This is a genomic window from Microvirga sp. RSM25 (assembly GCF_044784385.1).
GTDB lineage: Bacteria > Pseudomonadota > Alphaproteobacteria > Rhizobiales > Beijerinckiaceae > Microvirga > Microvirga tunisiensis.
Genome location: NZ_CP173039.1, coordinates 414,221 through 430,122, shown reverse-complemented (window position 1 = coordinate 430,122; position 15,902 = coordinate 414,221). Strand labels below are relative to the sequence as shown.

Annotated in this window: 13 protein-coding genes and 1 pseudogene; 9 read left to right on the top strand and 5 right to left on the bottom strand. The window is 65.7% G+C overall.

Features of this window, described 5'->3' with window-relative positions:
* The first annotated feature begins 12 nt into the window (after positions 1-12).
* From aac(6') to dxs, 7 genes are all read left to right on the top strand, one after another.
* On the top strand, positions 13-459 hold the full coding sequence (gene aac(6') / locus ACD578_RS02010) for an aminoglycoside 6'-N-acetyltransferase (protein WP_404293659.1): 447 nt from the start codon (positions 13-15) through the stop codon (positions 457-459).
* 266 nt (positions 460-725) lie between these two features.
* Positions 726-1,334: a DNA-3-methyladenine glycosylase I gene (locus tag ACD578_RS02005; protein WP_404290398.1), complete on the top strand. Its 609-nt coding sequence runs from the start codon at positions 726-728 to the stop codon at positions 1,332-1,334.
* Positions 1,334-1,927, top strand: a complete 594-nt coding sequence (locus ACD578_RS02000) for an HD domain-containing protein (protein WP_404290396.1) — start codon at positions 1,334-1,336, stop codon at positions 1,925-1,927. Before ACD578_RS02005 ends, ACD578_RS02000 begins: the two co-directional genes overlap by 1 nt.
* A 297-nt stretch (positions 1,928-2,224) precedes the next feature.
* A complete protein-coding gene (locus ACD578_RS01995) occupies positions 2,225-2,743 on the top strand; it encodes a tyrosine phosphatase family protein (RefSeq protein ID WP_404290394.1) in 519 nt (172 codons plus the stop codon).
* Positions 2,744-2,799: 56 nt separating this feature from the next.
* The gene (locus tag ACD578_RS01990) at positions 2,800-5,490 is read left to right on the top strand and encodes a DUF2339 domain-containing protein (protein ID WP_404293658.1); all 2,691 of its coding nucleotides are present in this window, start codon (positions 2,800-2,802) and stop codon (positions 5,488-5,490) included.
* A gap of 35 nt (positions 5,491-5,525) precedes the next feature.
* Complete coding sequence (locus ACD578_RS01985) at positions 5,526-5,774, top strand: exodeoxyribonuclease VII small subunit (protein WP_404290392.1); 249 nt, start codon at positions 5,526-5,528, stop codon at positions 5,772-5,774.
* A 101-nt stretch (positions 5,775-5,875) separates the two neighbouring features.
* Positions 5,876-7,783 (top strand): 1-deoxy-D-xylulose-5-phosphate synthase, encoded by a 1,908-nt coding sequence (gene dxs, locus ACD578_RS01980; RefSeq protein ID WP_404290390.1) that lies wholly within the window; start codon positions 5,876-5,878, stop codon positions 7,781-7,783.
* A gap of 196 nt (positions 7,784-7,979) precedes the next feature.
* Here dxs and ACD578_RS01975 read toward each other — a convergent pair.
* Positions 7,980-8,692 (bottom strand): annotated as a pseudogene (locus ACD578_RS01975) (superoxide dismutase).
* Positions 8,693-8,795: 103 nt separating this feature from the next.
* Here ACD578_RS01975 and ACD578_RS01970 point away from each other — a divergent pair.
* Together ACD578_RS01970 and ACD578_RS01965 are read left to right on the top strand one after the other, a co-directional pair.
* Positions 8,796-9,524, top strand: coding sequence for a TlyA family RNA methyltransferase (locus ACD578_RS01970; protein ID WP_404290388.1), 729 nt, complete (start codon positions 8,796-8,798; stop codon positions 9,522-9,524).
* Complete coding sequence (locus tag ACD578_RS01965) at positions 9,517-10,767, top strand: class I SAM-dependent RNA methyltransferase (protein WP_404290386.1); 1,251 nt, start codon at positions 9,517-9,519, stop codon at positions 10,765-10,767. The genes ACD578_RS01970 and ACD578_RS01965 overlap by 8 nt, the downstream gene beginning before the upstream one ends.
* A 269-nt stretch (positions 10,768-11,036) precedes the next feature.
* On the opposite strand, the gene ACD578_RS01960 is transcribed toward ACD578_RS01965, so the two are convergent.
* From ACD578_RS01960 to ACD578_RS01945, 4 genes are all read right to left on the bottom strand, one after another.
* The gene (locus tag ACD578_RS01960; protein ID WP_404290384.1) at positions 11,037-11,786 is read right to left on the bottom strand and encodes an SOS response-associated peptidase; all 750 of its coding nucleotides are present in this window, start codon (positions 11,784-11,786) and stop codon (positions 11,037-11,039) included.
* A gap of 155 nt (positions 11,787-11,941) precedes the next feature.
* Entirely contained in the window at positions 11,942-12,937 is a 996-nt protein-coding gene (locus ACD578_RS01955) for a magnesium transporter CorA family protein (protein ID WP_404290382.1), read from the bottom strand.
* Positions 12,938-13,237: 300 nt separating this feature from the next.
* Positions 13,238-14,089 (bottom strand): SDR family oxidoreductase, encoded by an 852-nt coding sequence (locus tag ACD578_RS01950; protein WP_404290380.1) that lies wholly within the window; start codon positions 14,087-14,089, stop codon positions 13,238-13,240.
* Positions 14,090-14,093: 4 nt separating this feature from the next.
* Positions 14,094-15,872 carry an acyl-CoA dehydrogenase gene (locus tag ACD578_RS01945; protein WP_404290378.1) on the bottom strand — a complete coding sequence of 593 codons (1,779 nt, stop codon included), beginning with the start codon at positions 15,870-15,872 and terminating at the stop codon, positions 14,094-14,096.
* Between the last annotated feature and the right edge of the window lie 30 nt (positions 15,873-15,902).

Genomic DNA, 15,902 nt, shown 5'->3' with positions numbered 1-15,902 from the left:
TATTGCCCCAGGATCGAGCCCTGCACCCTTCAGTCGCTGGAGGAATGGGCCGCCCTGCGCCATGCCCTCTGGCCGGAGGCTCCGGTGCAGGAGCACCGCTCCGAAGCGCAGGCCATGCTCTGGGAGCAGAAGAAGGCTGCCGCCTTCCTGGTCCGCCTAGCCGACGGCACGGCAGCCGGTTTCGCGGAAGCCGCCTTGCGCCATGACTACGTGAACGGCTGCAGCACGTCCCCGGTGGCCTTCCTCGAAGGGATCTTTGTGGAGCCGGAGCATCGCAACCGGGGGCTCGCGCGCCGGCTGTGCCGGGCTGTCGAGACTTGGGCGAGACGCCTCGGCTGCAGCGAATTCGCATCCGACGTCCTCCTCGGGAACACCGCTTCGCAGGGCATGCACAAGGCCCTGGGCTTCAAGGAAACCGAGCGGGTCGTCTATTACCGGAAGCCGCTGTCATCCTCTTGACCAGTGCTTAAAGTCTGGCCGGCAGGAGGAAGAAGGAACTCACCAGATTTTCGTGGATAGCCTCTGCACGTCATGGCCGGGCTTGTCCCGGCCATCCCGATCCCGTGAAGCAGGACGCCTCACCCAATCGGGATCACCGGCACAAGGCCGGTGATGACGAAGGATTTGAGTGCCCGGTCGGACGCCACGATGAAGGGAAGTATTTATGCGCCGGACAGTCAGGCCCATATCTTCCCGTTTCCCTGCAGGCCCGCTACACACGTCCCATGACCGACGGATTGATCCTTCATCCCGACCACAAGACCCGCTGCTGGTGGCCCGGCATCGACCCCTTCTATGTCGACTATCACGACAAGGAATGGGGCGTGCCGGAATTCGACGACCGCGCCCTGTTCGAAAAGCTCATTCTCGACGGCTTTCAGGCGGGCCTCTCCTGGATCACGATCCTGCGCAAGCGCGAGAACTTCCGCCGCGCCTTCGCCGGGTTCGAACCCGCGGTGATCGCCCGTTTCGATCAGGCGCAGGTCGAGGCGCTGATGCTCGACACCGGCATCGTGCGCAACCGCGCCAAGATCGAGGCGACGATCGCCGGTGCCCGCGCCTGGCTCGTGATTCAGGAGCGCGGCGGCTTCTCACGGTTCCTGTGGGACTTCGTCGACGGGCGGCCGGTCCAGACCAATGCGAAGACCCGCAAGGACGTGCCGACGGAAACGGAGGTTTCCCGCAGGATCTCGAAGGCGCTGAAGGCCGAGGGCTTCAACTTCGTCGGTCCCACCATCGTCTATGCCTTCATGCAGGCGGTCGGCATGGTGAACGACCACCTCACCGGCTGCTACCGCCACGCGGAATGCAGGGCACTCGCCGAGAATCGCTGATGCCAAAGGAACCCCGCGTCTGGCAGCGGATGCTCTCCGGCCGCCGCCTCAACCTGCTCGATCCCTCGCCGCTCGACGTCGAACTCGACGACATTGCGCACGGGTTGGCCCGCGTCGCGCGCTGGAACGGCCAGACGGTGGGCGGGCACATCTTCTCCGTGGCGCAGCACAGCCTGCTCGTGGAAGCGATCGCGAGCCACATCAATCCGGACATGTCGCCGGACTGGCGCCTCGCGGTGCTGCTGCACGATGCGCCGGAATACGTGATCGGCGACATCATCTCGCCCTTCAAGGCCGTGATCGGCGATGCCTACAAGTCCATCGAGTCGGGCCTGCTCGGGGCCATCCATTTGCATTTCGGCCTGCCCGCCCAGCCCGCCGCGGCGCTCAAGCGCTTCATCAAGCAGGCGGACCGTCAGGCGGCCTTTCTGGAGGCGACCCATCTCGCCGGCTTCGGCCGCGAGGAGGCGATCAAGTTCTTCGGACGGCCCGAGCCCCTGCCCCGGACGGTCCTCACCCTTCTCGAGCCCTGGCCCGTCGCGGACGCCGAGGACCGCTACCGGGAGAAAGTGACGGCGGCGCTGGTGGGGTGATCTCTTGCTTCTCATTTCCCCTTGTGGCGCAGGATTGAAGGTGCGCTTGTCAAATCAAGGCACCGATCCTGGCGAGCTCTGATAACGCTCACCACTCTGTCATCACCGGCCTTGTGCCGGTGATCCCGATTTCTTGAAGCGCTGCGCCTTTCCGTATCGGGATGGCCGGGACGAGCCCGGCCATGACGGTGGGGGTGTCGTCCCCCGGCGGCCACCGGACGGGAATGACATCGGTCTTGAGTTCATGGCCGCGATCCGAATCGTGTATGCCTGCCCGCCAACCTCGAGATCCAGCCCATGCCGACCCTGCACGTCTGTCCCCTCTCCCGCCTGCACGAGACCGTGGCCGAGACACGCGCGAGCCATGTGGTGAGCCTCATGGGAGCCGGCGCCGAGATCGAGCGCCCCGCGTCGATCGTGGCCGAGCGCCACCTCTTCGTCGGCGTCAGCGATATTGTGGAGCCCCTGGAGGGCTATGTCCTGCCGGCCACGGAGCATGTCGAGCAGCTTCTCGCCTTCGTGCGGGCCTGGGGCCGGGAAAGCCCTCTCGTCCTCCATTGCTGGGCCGGAATCAGCCGGTCCACGGCCGCCGCCTACATTGCCGCCTGCGCCCTGGCGCCGGACCATGACGAAACGACAATTGCCGCGGCCCTGCGGCAAGCCTCTCCCAGCGCGACACCGAATGCCCGCTTCATCGCTCTCGCAGACGACGTCCTGAACAGGCGCGGCCGCATGGTGGACGCGATCCGTGCCATCGGCCGGGGAGCCGAGGCTATGGAGGGCACGCCCTTCATGTTACAGCTTAACGGCTGCTAGCCGATTCCCTTGGGAACGGCGACGGCCGACGCGTCATCCGGGGCTTTCTCTTGGACATGATCCTGCTCGCCTTGCTGGTCCTCAGCATCCCGGTCTGCGCCATCGCGGGTCTGGTTCTCGGCCTGTCGGCGCGCAGCAAGCTCGACATCCTGCATCGGCGCGTCGCGGACCTCGAAGGAGAGTTGCGCGCGATCAGGGCTCACGGAGGCGAGCCGGCGCCATCGGCCGACCGTGCCCCCCTCCCGGAAGCGGCCACCGAGCAGCCCGCCGAACCGGCGCCGGAACCTGCAGCACCTCCCGAGCCCGGTCGAGCGACGGCGCCCGTCCCGGCCATCCCGGCCGCGGCCGCGCAGCCGGCCCCAAAGACGCGGGACTTCGAGGAGAAGCTCGGCTCGCGCTGGGCCGTCTGGGTCGGCGGCGTCGCGCTGGCGCTCGGCGGGATCTTTCTCGTGCGCTATTCCATCGAGCAGAATCTGCTCAGCCCCGGGACCCGCATCGCCCTGGGCGGGCTCTTCGCGCTTCTCCTGATCGGAGCGGGCGAATGGCTGCGCCGCCGCGAGCACCGTGTCAGCCTGCCGGGCATTCCGGGCGCGAACGTGCCGGCCATTCTCACGGCAGCGGGCACCTGCACGGTCTTTGCCTCGGCCTATGCGGCCTATGCCCTTTACGGCCTGATCGGCCCCGGCGCGACCTTCGTGCTTCTGGGCCTCGTGGCCGTCCTGACCATGATCGCGGCAACGCTGCACGGCCCCATTCTCGCGGCCCTCGGGCTGCTCGGCGCGATCGGCAGCCCCCTTCTCGTATCCTCGGACAAGCCTCAGCCCTGGGCCCTGGTGATCTATCTCGCCTTCGTCGTGCTGCCCGCCTATGGCGTCGCGCGTTTGCGCCTCTGGCGCTGGCTTGCGCTCGCCGCACCCATCGGAGTGCTGGCCTGGACGTTCCTGATCTTCATCATGGACGACGCCGATGCCTTGCCGGCCATGGTGCATCTCGTCGTCCAGACCGGCCTTGCCGTCGTCTTCCTCGCGATCGTCCCCTACCGGGACGTTCCGGATGCGCAGGCCCGCATCGACTGGCCCGCCAGCGGCATTCTCCTTGCCTTTGCGCTCGCCGGCATTGCCATCTCCAGCTCGGTCATTGCCGGGGACGGGCGCCCGGTCTTCGTCGCCGTGATGGCGCTCGTCCTGCTTGCAGCGGGCCTCCGCTTCCCGCCGGCCGCTCCGGCTTCCGCCTGGGCGGCCCTGACCGTCGCCGGCGCGCTTCTCGTCTGGCCTATCGCGGCCGAGATCGGCGGCACGCCCGAAAGCCTCTTCTATCAAAGCGGCGATGCCTTCGCCGTGCGGCCCCATGCCATCGAGACCTATCTCGCGCTCGCCCTTCTGGCTCCAGCCGCCATCGCGGGCGCTTGCCTGCTCAGGGCGGTGCGGTCGCCCGATCTGAACGTGTCCGCGACCGCCTGGTATGCGGGAACGGCCGCAATCGGCCCGCTCCTCGCGCTCATCGCGGCCTATTGGCGGGTTGCGGAATTCGAGCGGAGCCTGCCTTTCGCCCTGGTGGCGGGCGGGCTCGCCCTGGCCTTCATCGCCGCCGCCGGCTGGCTGAGCCGCCGGACCTCCGGGCAACCCGGCCCGATCCGCCTGACGCTCGGCGCAACCGCCTCGGCGGCCCTCGCCGCCCTGGCGCTGGGCCTGACCTTCGCCCTCGACAAGGGCATGCTCACTGTCGCCTTCGCCCTGACCGCCCTAGGCACGGCCTGGGTGGCGGACAGGGTCGTCATTCCGGCTCTCCGCTACGCAGTCGGTGCCATCGGCGTGATCATCTTAGGGAGGCTGATCTGGGACCCGACCATCGTGGGCGGCGATCCTGGTCCGATTCTGGTCAACTGGCTCCTTTGGGGCTACGGCGTTCCGGCCCTGGCCTTCCTCGCCGCTGCCCGCCTGCTCCAGCGAACCGGCCGCGACTGGACCGTGCGGCTGACGGAGAGCTTAGGCGTCGCGTTCGCGGCCTTCCTGGTCTTCTTCGAGATCCGCCACGCGCTCCGCGCCGGAGATCCGCTGGCAGTGACCACCGATCTTCTGGAGATCGGGCTGGTTGCGACAGAAAGCCTCGTCTTCGCGATTGTCCTCACGCGCCTGGATATCCGGCAATCCGACCCGGTCTATCGCTGGGGCTCGCTGATCTTCAAGATCCTGTCCCTCGTCCTCTGCGCAGGCGGGCTCCTTCTCGTGGCCAACCCCCTTCTGACGGAAGTCGAGATCCCGGGCGGGCCGCTCTTCAATGCCTTGATCCCGGCTTATCTGCTGCCCTCCGTCCTGGCCGCTGCACTGGCCCTTCTGGAGCGGCGCGCCCGGCCACGCCTCTACAGCCTGTCCTCGGCGACTTTAAGCCTGCTCCTGTTCTCGGCCTATATCGGGCTGGCGATCAGGCGGATCGCCGCGGGTCCTCAGCTGGCGCTCTGGCAGGGATTCACCCAAGGCGAGCAATGGAGCTATTCCCTGGCCCTGCTCCTCATCGGCATCCTCCTGCTCGGCCTCGGGCTCGCCTTCAACAACCGCCCCGCCCGCCTCGTCTCGGCGATCTATCTCGTGCTGGCCGTCGCGAAGGTCTTCATCATCGACCTCGCCAATCTGGAGGGCGTCATGCGGGCTCTGTCATTTATCGGGCTCGGGCTTGTTCTCATCGGCATCGGTCTCGTCTATCAGAGACTCCTCGCACGCCGACCAAGCGATGCCGCAATTCCATCGTGAGATTGCGCAAGAACAGACATTTGACGGATAACCGCATGACCGACACCGCTTCCCTCAAGACCCTCCCCTTCGAAAAGGCCCTGGCCGAGCTGGAGGATATCGTTCGCCGCCTCGAGCGCGGCGATGTGCCTCTGGAGGACTCGATCGCGATCTATGAGCGCGGCGAGGCCCTGAAGAAGCATTGCGAGCAGCTCCTCAAGAAAGCTGAGGCCCGCATCGAAAAAATCACCATCGGCCCCGACGGCGCAGCCTCCGGCGCGACTCCGCTGGATGTCGCGGAGTAGTCAGGCTTTGCAGGGAATGCCTGAGTGTCGCGTTTGACCCCGGCCCTGCGCGACCTTATCTCCTTGAGATGGCCTCCGGCTGAAGCTTGGCGAGTATAACGTTGTCCACACCTCTCCTCGACACCATCAAGTCCCCGGACGATCTGCGTCAATTGCCCGAAAACCAGCTCCGGCAGGTGGCGGACGAGGTGCGGACCGAGACGATCAGCGCCGTGTCCGTCACCGGCGGGCACCTCGGCGCGGGCCTGGGCGTGGTCGAGCTGACTGTGGCGCTGCACTATGTGTTCGATACCCCTCGCGACCGGCTGATCTGGGACGTGGGCCACCAGGCCTATCCGCACAAGATCCTCACCGGCCGCCGGGATCGAATCCGGACCCTGCGCCAGGCCGACGGCCTGTCGGGCTTCACCAAGCGCCAGGAGAGCGAATACGACCCCTTCGGCGCGGCCCATTCCTCCACGTCGATCTCGGCCGGCCTCGGCATGGCCGTGGCGCGGGATCTCGACGGCAAGCGCAACAACGTGATCGCCGTGATCGGCGACGGGGCCATGTCGGCCGGCATGGCCTACGAGGCCATGAACAATGCGGGCGCCATGCATTCGCGCCTCATCGTCATCCTCAACGACAACGACATGTCGATCGCGCCGCCGACCGGCGCCATGTCGTCCTATCTCGCCCGCCTCGTCTCCGGCGGCACCTATCGCGGCATCCGCGAGACGGCCAAGCAGCTGGCGAAGAAGCTGCCGAAATTCATTTACGAGAAGGCCCAGCGCGCCGAGGAATTCGCCCGCGGCTTCTGGACCGGCGGCACCATGTTCGAGGAGCTCGGCTTCTACTATGTCGGTCCCATCGACGGGCACAACCTCGACCACCTGCTGCCTATCCTGAAGAACGTCCGCGACACCGAGACCGGCCCGGTCCTCGTCCACGTGGTGACCAAGAAGGGCAAGGGCTACGCGCCCGCGGAGGCGGCAGCCGACAAGTACCACGGCGTCGTCACCTTCGACGTGGTCACGGGCGCTCAGACGAAGGCCAAGGCCAACGCTCCCTCCTATACCAAAGTGTTCGGCGAGAGCCTGATCAAGGAGGCTCGACAGGACGACAAGATCGTCGCCGTCACGGCCGCCATGCCATCGGGAACGGGCATCGACCTCTTCGGCAAGGAATTCCCCACCCGCACCTTCGACGTGGGTATCGCCGAGCAGCACGCGGTGACCTTCGCCGCCGGCATGGCGACGGAGGGCTACAAGCCATTCTGCGCCATCTATTCCACCTTCCTGCAACGCGCCTACGACCAGGTGGTGCACGACGTGGCAATCCAGAATCTGCCCGTGCGCTTCGCCCTCGACCGCGCCGGCCTCGTCGGCGCCGATGGCCCGACCCATGCCGGTTCCTTCGACGTCGCCTATCTTGGCTGCCTGCCGAACATGGTGGTCATGGCCGCCGCCGACGAAGCGGAGCTGGTCCATATGGTGGCGACCGCGGCAGCCTACGATTCAGGCCCGATCGCCTTCCGCTACCCACGCGGCGAGGGCGTGGGCGTCGACATGCCCGAAAAGGGCATCCCGCTTGCCATCGGCAAGGGCCGGATCGTCAAGCAGGGCAGCCGCATCGCGATCCTGTCGCTCGGCACCCGCCTCGCCGAAGCCCTGACGGCAGCGGAGGAGCTGGAAGCCCGCGGCCTCTCCACCACCGTGGCGGATGCCCGCTTCGCCAAGCCGCTCGACGAGGAATTGATCCTGCGGCTTGCCAGCGATCATGAGGTTCTCGTGACCGTCGAGGAAGGCTCCATCGGCGGATTCGGGTCCTATGTGCTGCAGCTTCTCGCCGACAAGGGCGCGCTCGACCGTGGCAGCCTCAAGGTGCGCTCCATGGTCCTGCCCGACATCTACCAGGACCACGACAAGCCCGAGCGCATGTATGCCAAGGCCGGGCTCGATTCTGCGGGCATCGTGACCAAGGTGTTCGAGGCTCTCGGACAGGAAGAGGCCCGCAAGGCACGGGCTTGAGCGCCCACCCGTCATAGCCGGACTTGTCCCGGCGATCCCCATCGTTCCGCCACTCTCCCGTCCTCATCCTGAGGAGGTCGCGACGCGACCGTCTCGAGGGAGGATCCAATGTGCACTGGAGACGCCCTCTCCTTCGAGACGCAGACTTCGTCTGCTCCTCAGGATGAGGCTCAAGTGATGGGACTACGACATCTCACTAAATCGTCAGCGTTCCCGCCTTGGCGGCGGCATAGCGCTGGCCGATCCTGTTCCAGTCGAGCACGTTCCACCAGGCCTTGAGATAATCCGGCCGGCGGTTCTGGTATTTCAGGTAATAGGCGTGCTCCCACACGTCGTTGCCCATCAGGACCCGCTGCCCGTCCATCAGGGGCGTGTCCTGGTTTGGCCTCGACACGAGGGCGAGCTTGCCGTCGCGGGACACCGTGACGAAGACCCAGCCGGCGCCGAACTGCCTCTCGCCCGCCGTGTTGAAATCGGCCTGGAATTTCTGGAATCCGCCAAGATCCCGGTCGATGGCAGCCTTCAGATCGCCCGAGGGCTCGCCGCCCGACCCGCCCATGATCTGCCAGAACATGGTGTGGTTGGCGTGCCCCCCGCCATTGTTGCGGATCGCCGGACGAATCGATTCAGGGACTTTGCTCAGATTCGCCAGCATGTCCTGGAGCGGCATCTTGGCCGCCTCGGCGTTCTGGCTCAGGGCCGTGTTGAGATTGTTGACATAGGCCGCATGGTGCTTGCCATGGTGGATCTCCATGGTCTGGGCATCGATATGCGGCTCGTTCTTGGAGGGCGCATAAGGCAGGGGATCGAGCTTGAACGGCCCCGTCGGGGCTTGCGCCCAGGCGGGGGGATGGCAGCGCTGGCGGCCAGCAGGGTTGCACCTGTCAGAAGATGTCGACGGCTGAGCATGGGACCTCCGTTGGCCTGTGGGGATTGTGAACGGAGATATTCTAGGGCGGGACTCGGTTCCGGCCTATGAAAGGATCGTGAACCAGATGTATTCGAGGCCTCGATGACCCGCAAGCGCGCCGATGTGGTTCTCGTCGAGCGCGGCTTCTTCGCAAGCCGCGCCCGGGCGCAGGAGGCCATTGCGGCCGGCCTCGTGACGGTGAACGGCGCCGTCATCCGCAAGGCGTCCGATGCGGTGCCCGAGGAGGCCGTCATCACGGCCGAGCAGCCGCACCCTTATGTGTCCCGCGGCGGCGTGAAGCTGGCGGCGGCGCTCGATGCGTTCCATATCGATCCGAAGGACAAGACCTGCCTCGATGTCGGCGCCTCCACGGGCGGCTTCACGGAAGTGCTGCTGACGCGCGGCGCGGCGCATGTCTATGCGGTGGACGTGGGGCACAGTCAGCTGCATCCGACCATCGTCGGGAATGCGCGGGTGACGAATCTCGAAGGCACGGATGCCCGCTCGCTGAATCCCGATCTCATCACGCGAGCAGCCGATCTCCTCGTCTCGGATGTGAGCTTCATTTCACTCAAACTCGTCCTGCCTCCCGCCATCGCCGTGCTGAAGCCCCGCGCGGAACTTGCCGTTCTCGTGAAGCCGCAATTCGAGGCCGGCCGCGATCACGTCAAGAAGGGCATCGTGCGCGACGAGGCCATGCACCGCGCCGTGTGCGAGAACCTGACGGCCTTCGTCGCCTCGCTCGGCTTCACCATCATCGGGCTCGTCCCCTCGCCCATCGAGGGCGGGGACGGCAATCGTGAATTTTTATTGGGAGCCCGCCGTGGCTGAACAGGTAACGATCAAGCGCCTCGGCGCAAAGGGCGACGGAATCGCGGAGGGCGGCTCGGGACCCGTCTTCGTACCGAAGGTGCTGCCGGGCGAGACCGTGACCATCGAGCGCGACGGATCGCATGCGCGCCTCGTCAGCGTCGATGTGGCCTCGCCCGAGCGCGAGACGCCGTTCTGCCCCTATTTCGATGAATGCGGCGGCTGCGCGACGCAGCACATGAAGCACGGCTTCTATCAGGCATGGAAGCACGACACGCTCGTCCATACCCTGAGGCAGGCGCGGATCGAGGCCCCCATCGAGCCGCTCATCGACGCCCACGGTGCCGGGCGTCGGCGCGTCACGCTGCATGTGCGCTTTCCCGACCGCGCCATGCATGTGGGCTTCATGGCCCCGCGCAGCCACCAGATTGTCGAGATCGCCTTCTGCCCCATCGCGGAACCCGGCCTGAAGGAGCAGGCCCCCGCCATCGCGCGCGCCGTCGGCGAATATCTGAAGGGGCCGCGCAAGCCGCTCGACATCCAGATTACCGCAACGCAGACCGGCTTCGACGTAGATGTGCGCGGGTACGGTCCCCTGAAGGATCCGGACCGTCTTCGGCTCATCGATCTTGCTGCCAACCTCGATCTCTCGCGCCTCTCGATCCACGGCGACGTGATCGTGGAGCGGCGCCCTCCCGCCGTCGCGATGGGCCGCGCTGCCGTCGTCCCGCCTGCAGGCTCGTTCCTGCAGGCAACGAAGCTCGGAGAGGAAACGCTTGCCGGCTTCGTCACCGAGGCCTGCGCGCGCGCCAAGCGCGTCGCCGATCTCTTTGCCGGAACGGGCCCCTTCTCATTGCGGCTTGCGGAGAAGGCGGACGTGCATGCCGTCGAATTCGACAAGGGTTCGATGGTTGCCCTCGACAAGGCCGTGCGCGCAACGCCTGGATTGCGTCGCGTCACGACCGAGGCGCGCGATCTCTTCCGACGACCACTGCTGACACCTGAACTCAACGCCTTCGACGCCGTTGTGCTCGATCCGCCGCGCGTGGGTGCCGAAGCGCAGGTGAAGCAGCTCGCGGTGTCGAAAGTCCCGCTCGTCGTCAGCGTCTCCTGCGACGCCGCCACCTTCGCCCGCGATGCGGCCATCCTGATCGGCAGCGGCTATCGTCTCGAGCGCGTGATCCCGGTCGACCAGTTCAAGCACTCGCCGCACCTGGAGGTCGTCGGAATCCTGAGGCGGGACGTGGTGAAGAAGCGGCGGTGACACAGCGTCCCTCTCGGGCCGACCCACGTGGGGTGGAGAGGAATTGAGGGTGGGAGTCGCAAGGTCAGAACCGTGCGCCTAATCCAGGAAGCGCAACAGCCCACCATTGTCATGGCCGGGCTTGTCCCGGCCATCCCGAACCGAAGGGCGCAGAGTCTCAGATGATCTGGATCACCGGCACAAGGCCGGTGATGACACAACTGGTTTTGCCGCTTACCTGGTCGCACCACCCCGTCCTGCGCGCACCTGCGGGGAGGAAAAGGTCGCGCCTAAAACAAGCTCCCCTGCTCGTCCTCGTCGCTGGACAGCGGCTTCTTCGCCTTACGCTTGCTTTCCTTGACCGGTGCAGGCTCGGGATGGGCGAGAGGTTCCATCAGGTCCGGATCGTCGTTCTCGACCTTGTTCACGCGGCTCGAGACGGGCACCATGTCGAGCCAGTCGTCGGGACAGGGGCGTACCAGGCGCATCACGTCGGCACGCTCGTCGCGCACATCGAGCCATGCAGCGATGTCGTCTTCAGAGAGAATCACAGGCATGCGGTCGTGCACGGCGGAGAGGGTGCCGTTGGCATCGGTGGTCACGATGGCGGCGGTGTCGATCTCAGCCCCATCCGGGCTGCTGTAGGTCTCCCACAGGCCTGCCAGCGGCATGGGCTTGCGGCTTCGCGGGCGGATCAGAAACGGCGTCTTCTCCCGTCCCTCGCGCCGCCATTCATAAAACCCGTCGGTGAGAAAGATGCAGCGCCGGCGCTTCAACGCCGCCTTGAAGGTCGGCTTGGTTTGCAGCGTCTCGCCGCGTGCGTTGATGACGAGGGGGAAATCCTTCGGGTCCTTCACCCATGACGGCAGGAAACCCCAACGCACCAGCATGAAATGCCGCTCGCCCCGGTCCTCCAGCACGATCGGGACGGGCTGCGTGGGAGCCACGTTGTAGCGCGGAGGAAAGTTCGGCTGTTCGGAATAGCCGAAGAAGTCCCGATAGGTGTCGGGAGGGAGTGTGATCGCATAGCGCCCGCACATGAGTGCCTCCAGGTGTTTAGCATTCTCTCTCCCTCATCCTGAGGAGCCGGGAAGCGGCGTCTCGAAGGAGCGTCCAGAGCGCACGGGAGACGCCGTGATCCTTCGAGACGCTACGCTCCTCAGGATGAGGGCTCGGATGGAACGAACGCAAGATGCTACAGCCACCGCTTCCAGCGGAAGAAGAGATAGGGCAGTACGGCGGCGAGCACCATGAGGGCGATCGCCCAGGGATAGCCGAATTCCCAGTCGAGTTCCGGCATGATCTTGAAGTTCATGCCGTAGAGCGACGAGACCAGGGTCGGCGGCAGGAAGATCACCGACATGACCGAGAAGATCTTGATGATGTCGTTCTGCTCCATGGTGACGAAGCCGAGCGTTGCATCCAGCAGGAACTGAACCTTGCTGGAGAGAAACGTCGCATGCTCCTCGATGGATTGCACGTCGCGAAGCGCCGTGCGCCATTCGGACTGGTAGCCCGCCGTCTTCTGCGGTCGCGGCATGCTGGCGGACAGGAAGAGCAGCATGCGTTCCACCGATACCATGCTCTCGCGCACGTTGGAGATGATGTCGCCCTTGCGGCCGATGGATCTCAGGGCAACCCGGTAGGAGGCCGCCCGGCGCGTGCCCTGCTTCTCGTTCTCGAAGATCGCCTGCGACAGGCGGTCAATGCGCGAGCCGACGGTTCCGAGAATCTCGGCCGCGCGATCGATGATGGTCTCGATGAGGCCGTCGAGCACGGCCTCGGGCCGATGCCGGCATCCGCCCGGCTTCACGGCGCGCGCCATGAACATGCTGAACGAGCGCGGCTCGCCGTAGCGAACGGTCACGAGGGCCCGCTCGGTGAGAATGAACGAGACGTCGATGAGTTTCGGATTGTCCGTGTCGGAACTGCACAGAACGCGCGCCGTCATGTAGCGCGCGTTGTTCTCGTTGTAGAGGATCTCCGACGGCTCGATATCCGCCATCTCTTCCTTGGTCGGGATCTCGATATTGAGATGAGCCTCGACGAGCCTGTCCTCCTCCTTGGTCGGATCGATCAGGTCGATCCACAGGGCATCATGGGGGATCGGCTCACCCGGCGGGAGAACTTGGCGGTCGAGGGATTCACCTATCGGGCCTTTCACCTGCGCCGGCCTGTGGATCAAAATCATCTGCGTTCTCGCCCCTTGGAAGTCACATCATTTCAGGTCGATGCAGATCTTGTAATCCCACGGAACCTCCATGTCATTCCCAGCCGCAGCGCAGCGGAAGGAAAGAGAATCCACGACCGAGCACAACGTCATGATCCCCTGACCAACCTATGGCTGGACAACATCTGCCACGTCATCACCGGCCTCGTGCCGGTGATCTCGATCCGTTGGGCGCGGCGCTTCACAGAAGCGGGATAGCCGGCACAAGGCCGGCCATGACGTGGGAGAGTATCATTCCCGGCCGAAGTGAAGACGTTCCACTTAACGCAGGGATGACAGGGGCGGCGTGTCGTCCGGCACGAAGAAATCGGGCGCGAGGGGCTGGCTCGGGTCGACCCGGTATTTTTCGAAATCGGTCACGCCCTCGCCATGCAAGAAGACATCGTCGATGAGGAAGTGGCCCGAGAAGCTCTTCGAGGATTTCTGGAAGATGGCATAGGCCGCATCGGCCAGGATCTCCGGGGTCCGGCTTGCCTGCACGAGCGCATCGCCGCCGAGCAGGTTCCTGACCGCGCTGGTGGCAATGGTCGTGCGCGGCCAGAGCGCGTTGACGGCGATGCCCTTGGCTCTCAACTCGCCCGCCAGTCCCAGGACGCAGAGGCTCATGCCGTATTTGGCCAGCGAATAGGCCAGATGCGGCGCAAACCACTTCTCGCTCATGTCGAGGGGCGGCGAGAGCATGAGGATGTGCGGATTCTCGGCTTTTTCCAGATGCGGAATGGCGTATTTCGAGACCATGTAGGTGCCGCGCGTGTTGATCTGGTGCATCAGATCGAAGCGTTTCATGTCGGTCTGCGGCGTCGGCGTGAGATTGATGGCGCTCGCGTTGTTGACCACGACGTCGAGGCCGCCGAAGGTCGCGACCGTTTTTTCGATCGCGCCCTTCACCGCGTCCTCGTCGCGCACGTCGACCACGAGCGGCAGCGCCTTGCCGCCCGCCGCCTCGATCTCTTCCGCCGCCGTGTAGATCGTGCCGGGCAGCTTCGGATGGGGCTCGGCCGTCTTGGCCGCGATGACCACGTTCGCGCCGTCCCTGGCGGCGCGAAGGCCGATGGCAAGACCGATGCCGCGCGAGGCGCCGGTGATGAAGAGGGTTTTATCTTTGAGACTCATGGGATCAGCTCGCCAGCGCCAGGGTTGCATCCTGCAGGAAACCTGCACCGCTCATGACCGTATCCTCCAGGCCTTTCGCCCCTACGGCGATGTTCTCGGCAAAGAAGCGGCAGAGCGCGATGCGGCCGGCATGGGCCGGATCCGCATCGCCGGCGGCTGCCTGCGCGTTCGCCGCGAGCGCCATTTCGGCGAGCGCCGCGCCGCCCTGCGCCAGCGCGAAGAGCCTCAAGTATGGCGTTGCACCGGCCAGCGCCTCGCCTTGCGCATTGGACGAGACCGCTTGCAGCAGGAAGCCCGTCGCCCGGTCGAGGCTCTCGATGGCATCGCGCAGGCGCGGCGCGGTGGCGCCGAAGGCGGGTGTGCTCTCCTTCAGCAGGCGCGCGACCGTAGCGCGCATGGAAGCGATCTGCGCCCGCACGGTTTCACCGCCGGAGAGCGGCAGCTTGCGAATGACGAGGTCGATCGCCTGAATGCCGTTGGTGCCCTCGTAGATCGGCGCGATGCGGGCATCGCGGAAGTGCTGCGCGGCGCCCGTCTCCTCGATGAAGCCCATGCCGCCATGGACCTGCACGCCGAGCGAGGCGACCTCCACGCCGATATCGGTCGAGAAGGCTTTGGCGACGGGAGTCAAAAGCGAGGCACGCTCGTTGGCCTTCTTGCGGCGCGCGGGATCTTCTTCGAGATGAGCGCGGTCGATGGCCTCCGCCGTCATGTAGCAGATCGCGCGCGCCGCAGCGGTCAGCGCCTTCATGGTAAGCAGGTTGCGCTGCACGTCCGGATGCACGGCAATCGGGCTCATGCCCTCCACGGCCCCGATGGCGCGGCCCTGCCTGCGCTCATTCGCGTAGGCCAGCGCCTGCTGATAGGCGCGCTCGGCGATCGCCACGCCCTGGAGCCCCACTGCGAGGCGGGCGTTGTTCATCATCGTGAACATGCAGGCGAGACCGCGATTCTCCTCGCCGACGAGCCAACCGATGGCGCCGCCGTTGTCGCCGAAGATCATCGTGCAGGTGGGCGAGGCATGGATGCCGAGCTTGTGCTCGATGGAATGGCAGCGCACGTCGTTACGCTTTCCGTCGGGCAGGAACTTCGGCACTAGGAACAGCGAGATGCCGCGCGTGCCGGCCGGCGCATCGGGCAGCCGTGCGAGCACGAGGTGGACGATGTTATCGGTGAGATCGTGCTCGCCGTAGGTGATGAAGATCTTCTGGCCCGTGATGCGATAGGTGCCGTCACCCGAGGGCTCGGCACGGGAGCGGATCGCCGCGAGATCCGAGCCGGCCTGCGGCTCCGTGAGATTCATGGTCGCCGTCCATTCGCCGGAGACGAGCTTTTCGAGATAGCGGCTCTTCAGATCGTCCGACGCGTGAGCGATGAGCGCCTCGATGGCCCCCATGGTCAGGATTGGGCCGATGCCGAAGGCCATGGAGGCGGAGTTCCACATCTCGACGCAGGCGGAATTGAGCAGGGTCGGCAGGCCCTGCCCGCCATAATCCACCGGGCCGGGCAACGCGTTCCATCCGGCCCCGGTCCAGGCCTTGTAGGCCTGCTTCCAGCCTGGCGCGGTGGTCACCACGCCGTCCTTGAGGGTCGCGCCGTGCTTGTCGCCCTCGCGGTTGAGGGGAGCGATCATGTCGTTGGCGAAGCGGCCCGCCTCTTCTAGGATCGTCTGGCTCAGATCGGCGGAGAGGTCGCCATAGACACCATCGGCCATGGCACGGTCGAGGCCTGCCACATGGCGCATGGTAAATACGATATCCGAGACAGGCGCACGGTAGGTCATCAGCGTTTCCTCTCAAATACGGGGCTTTTC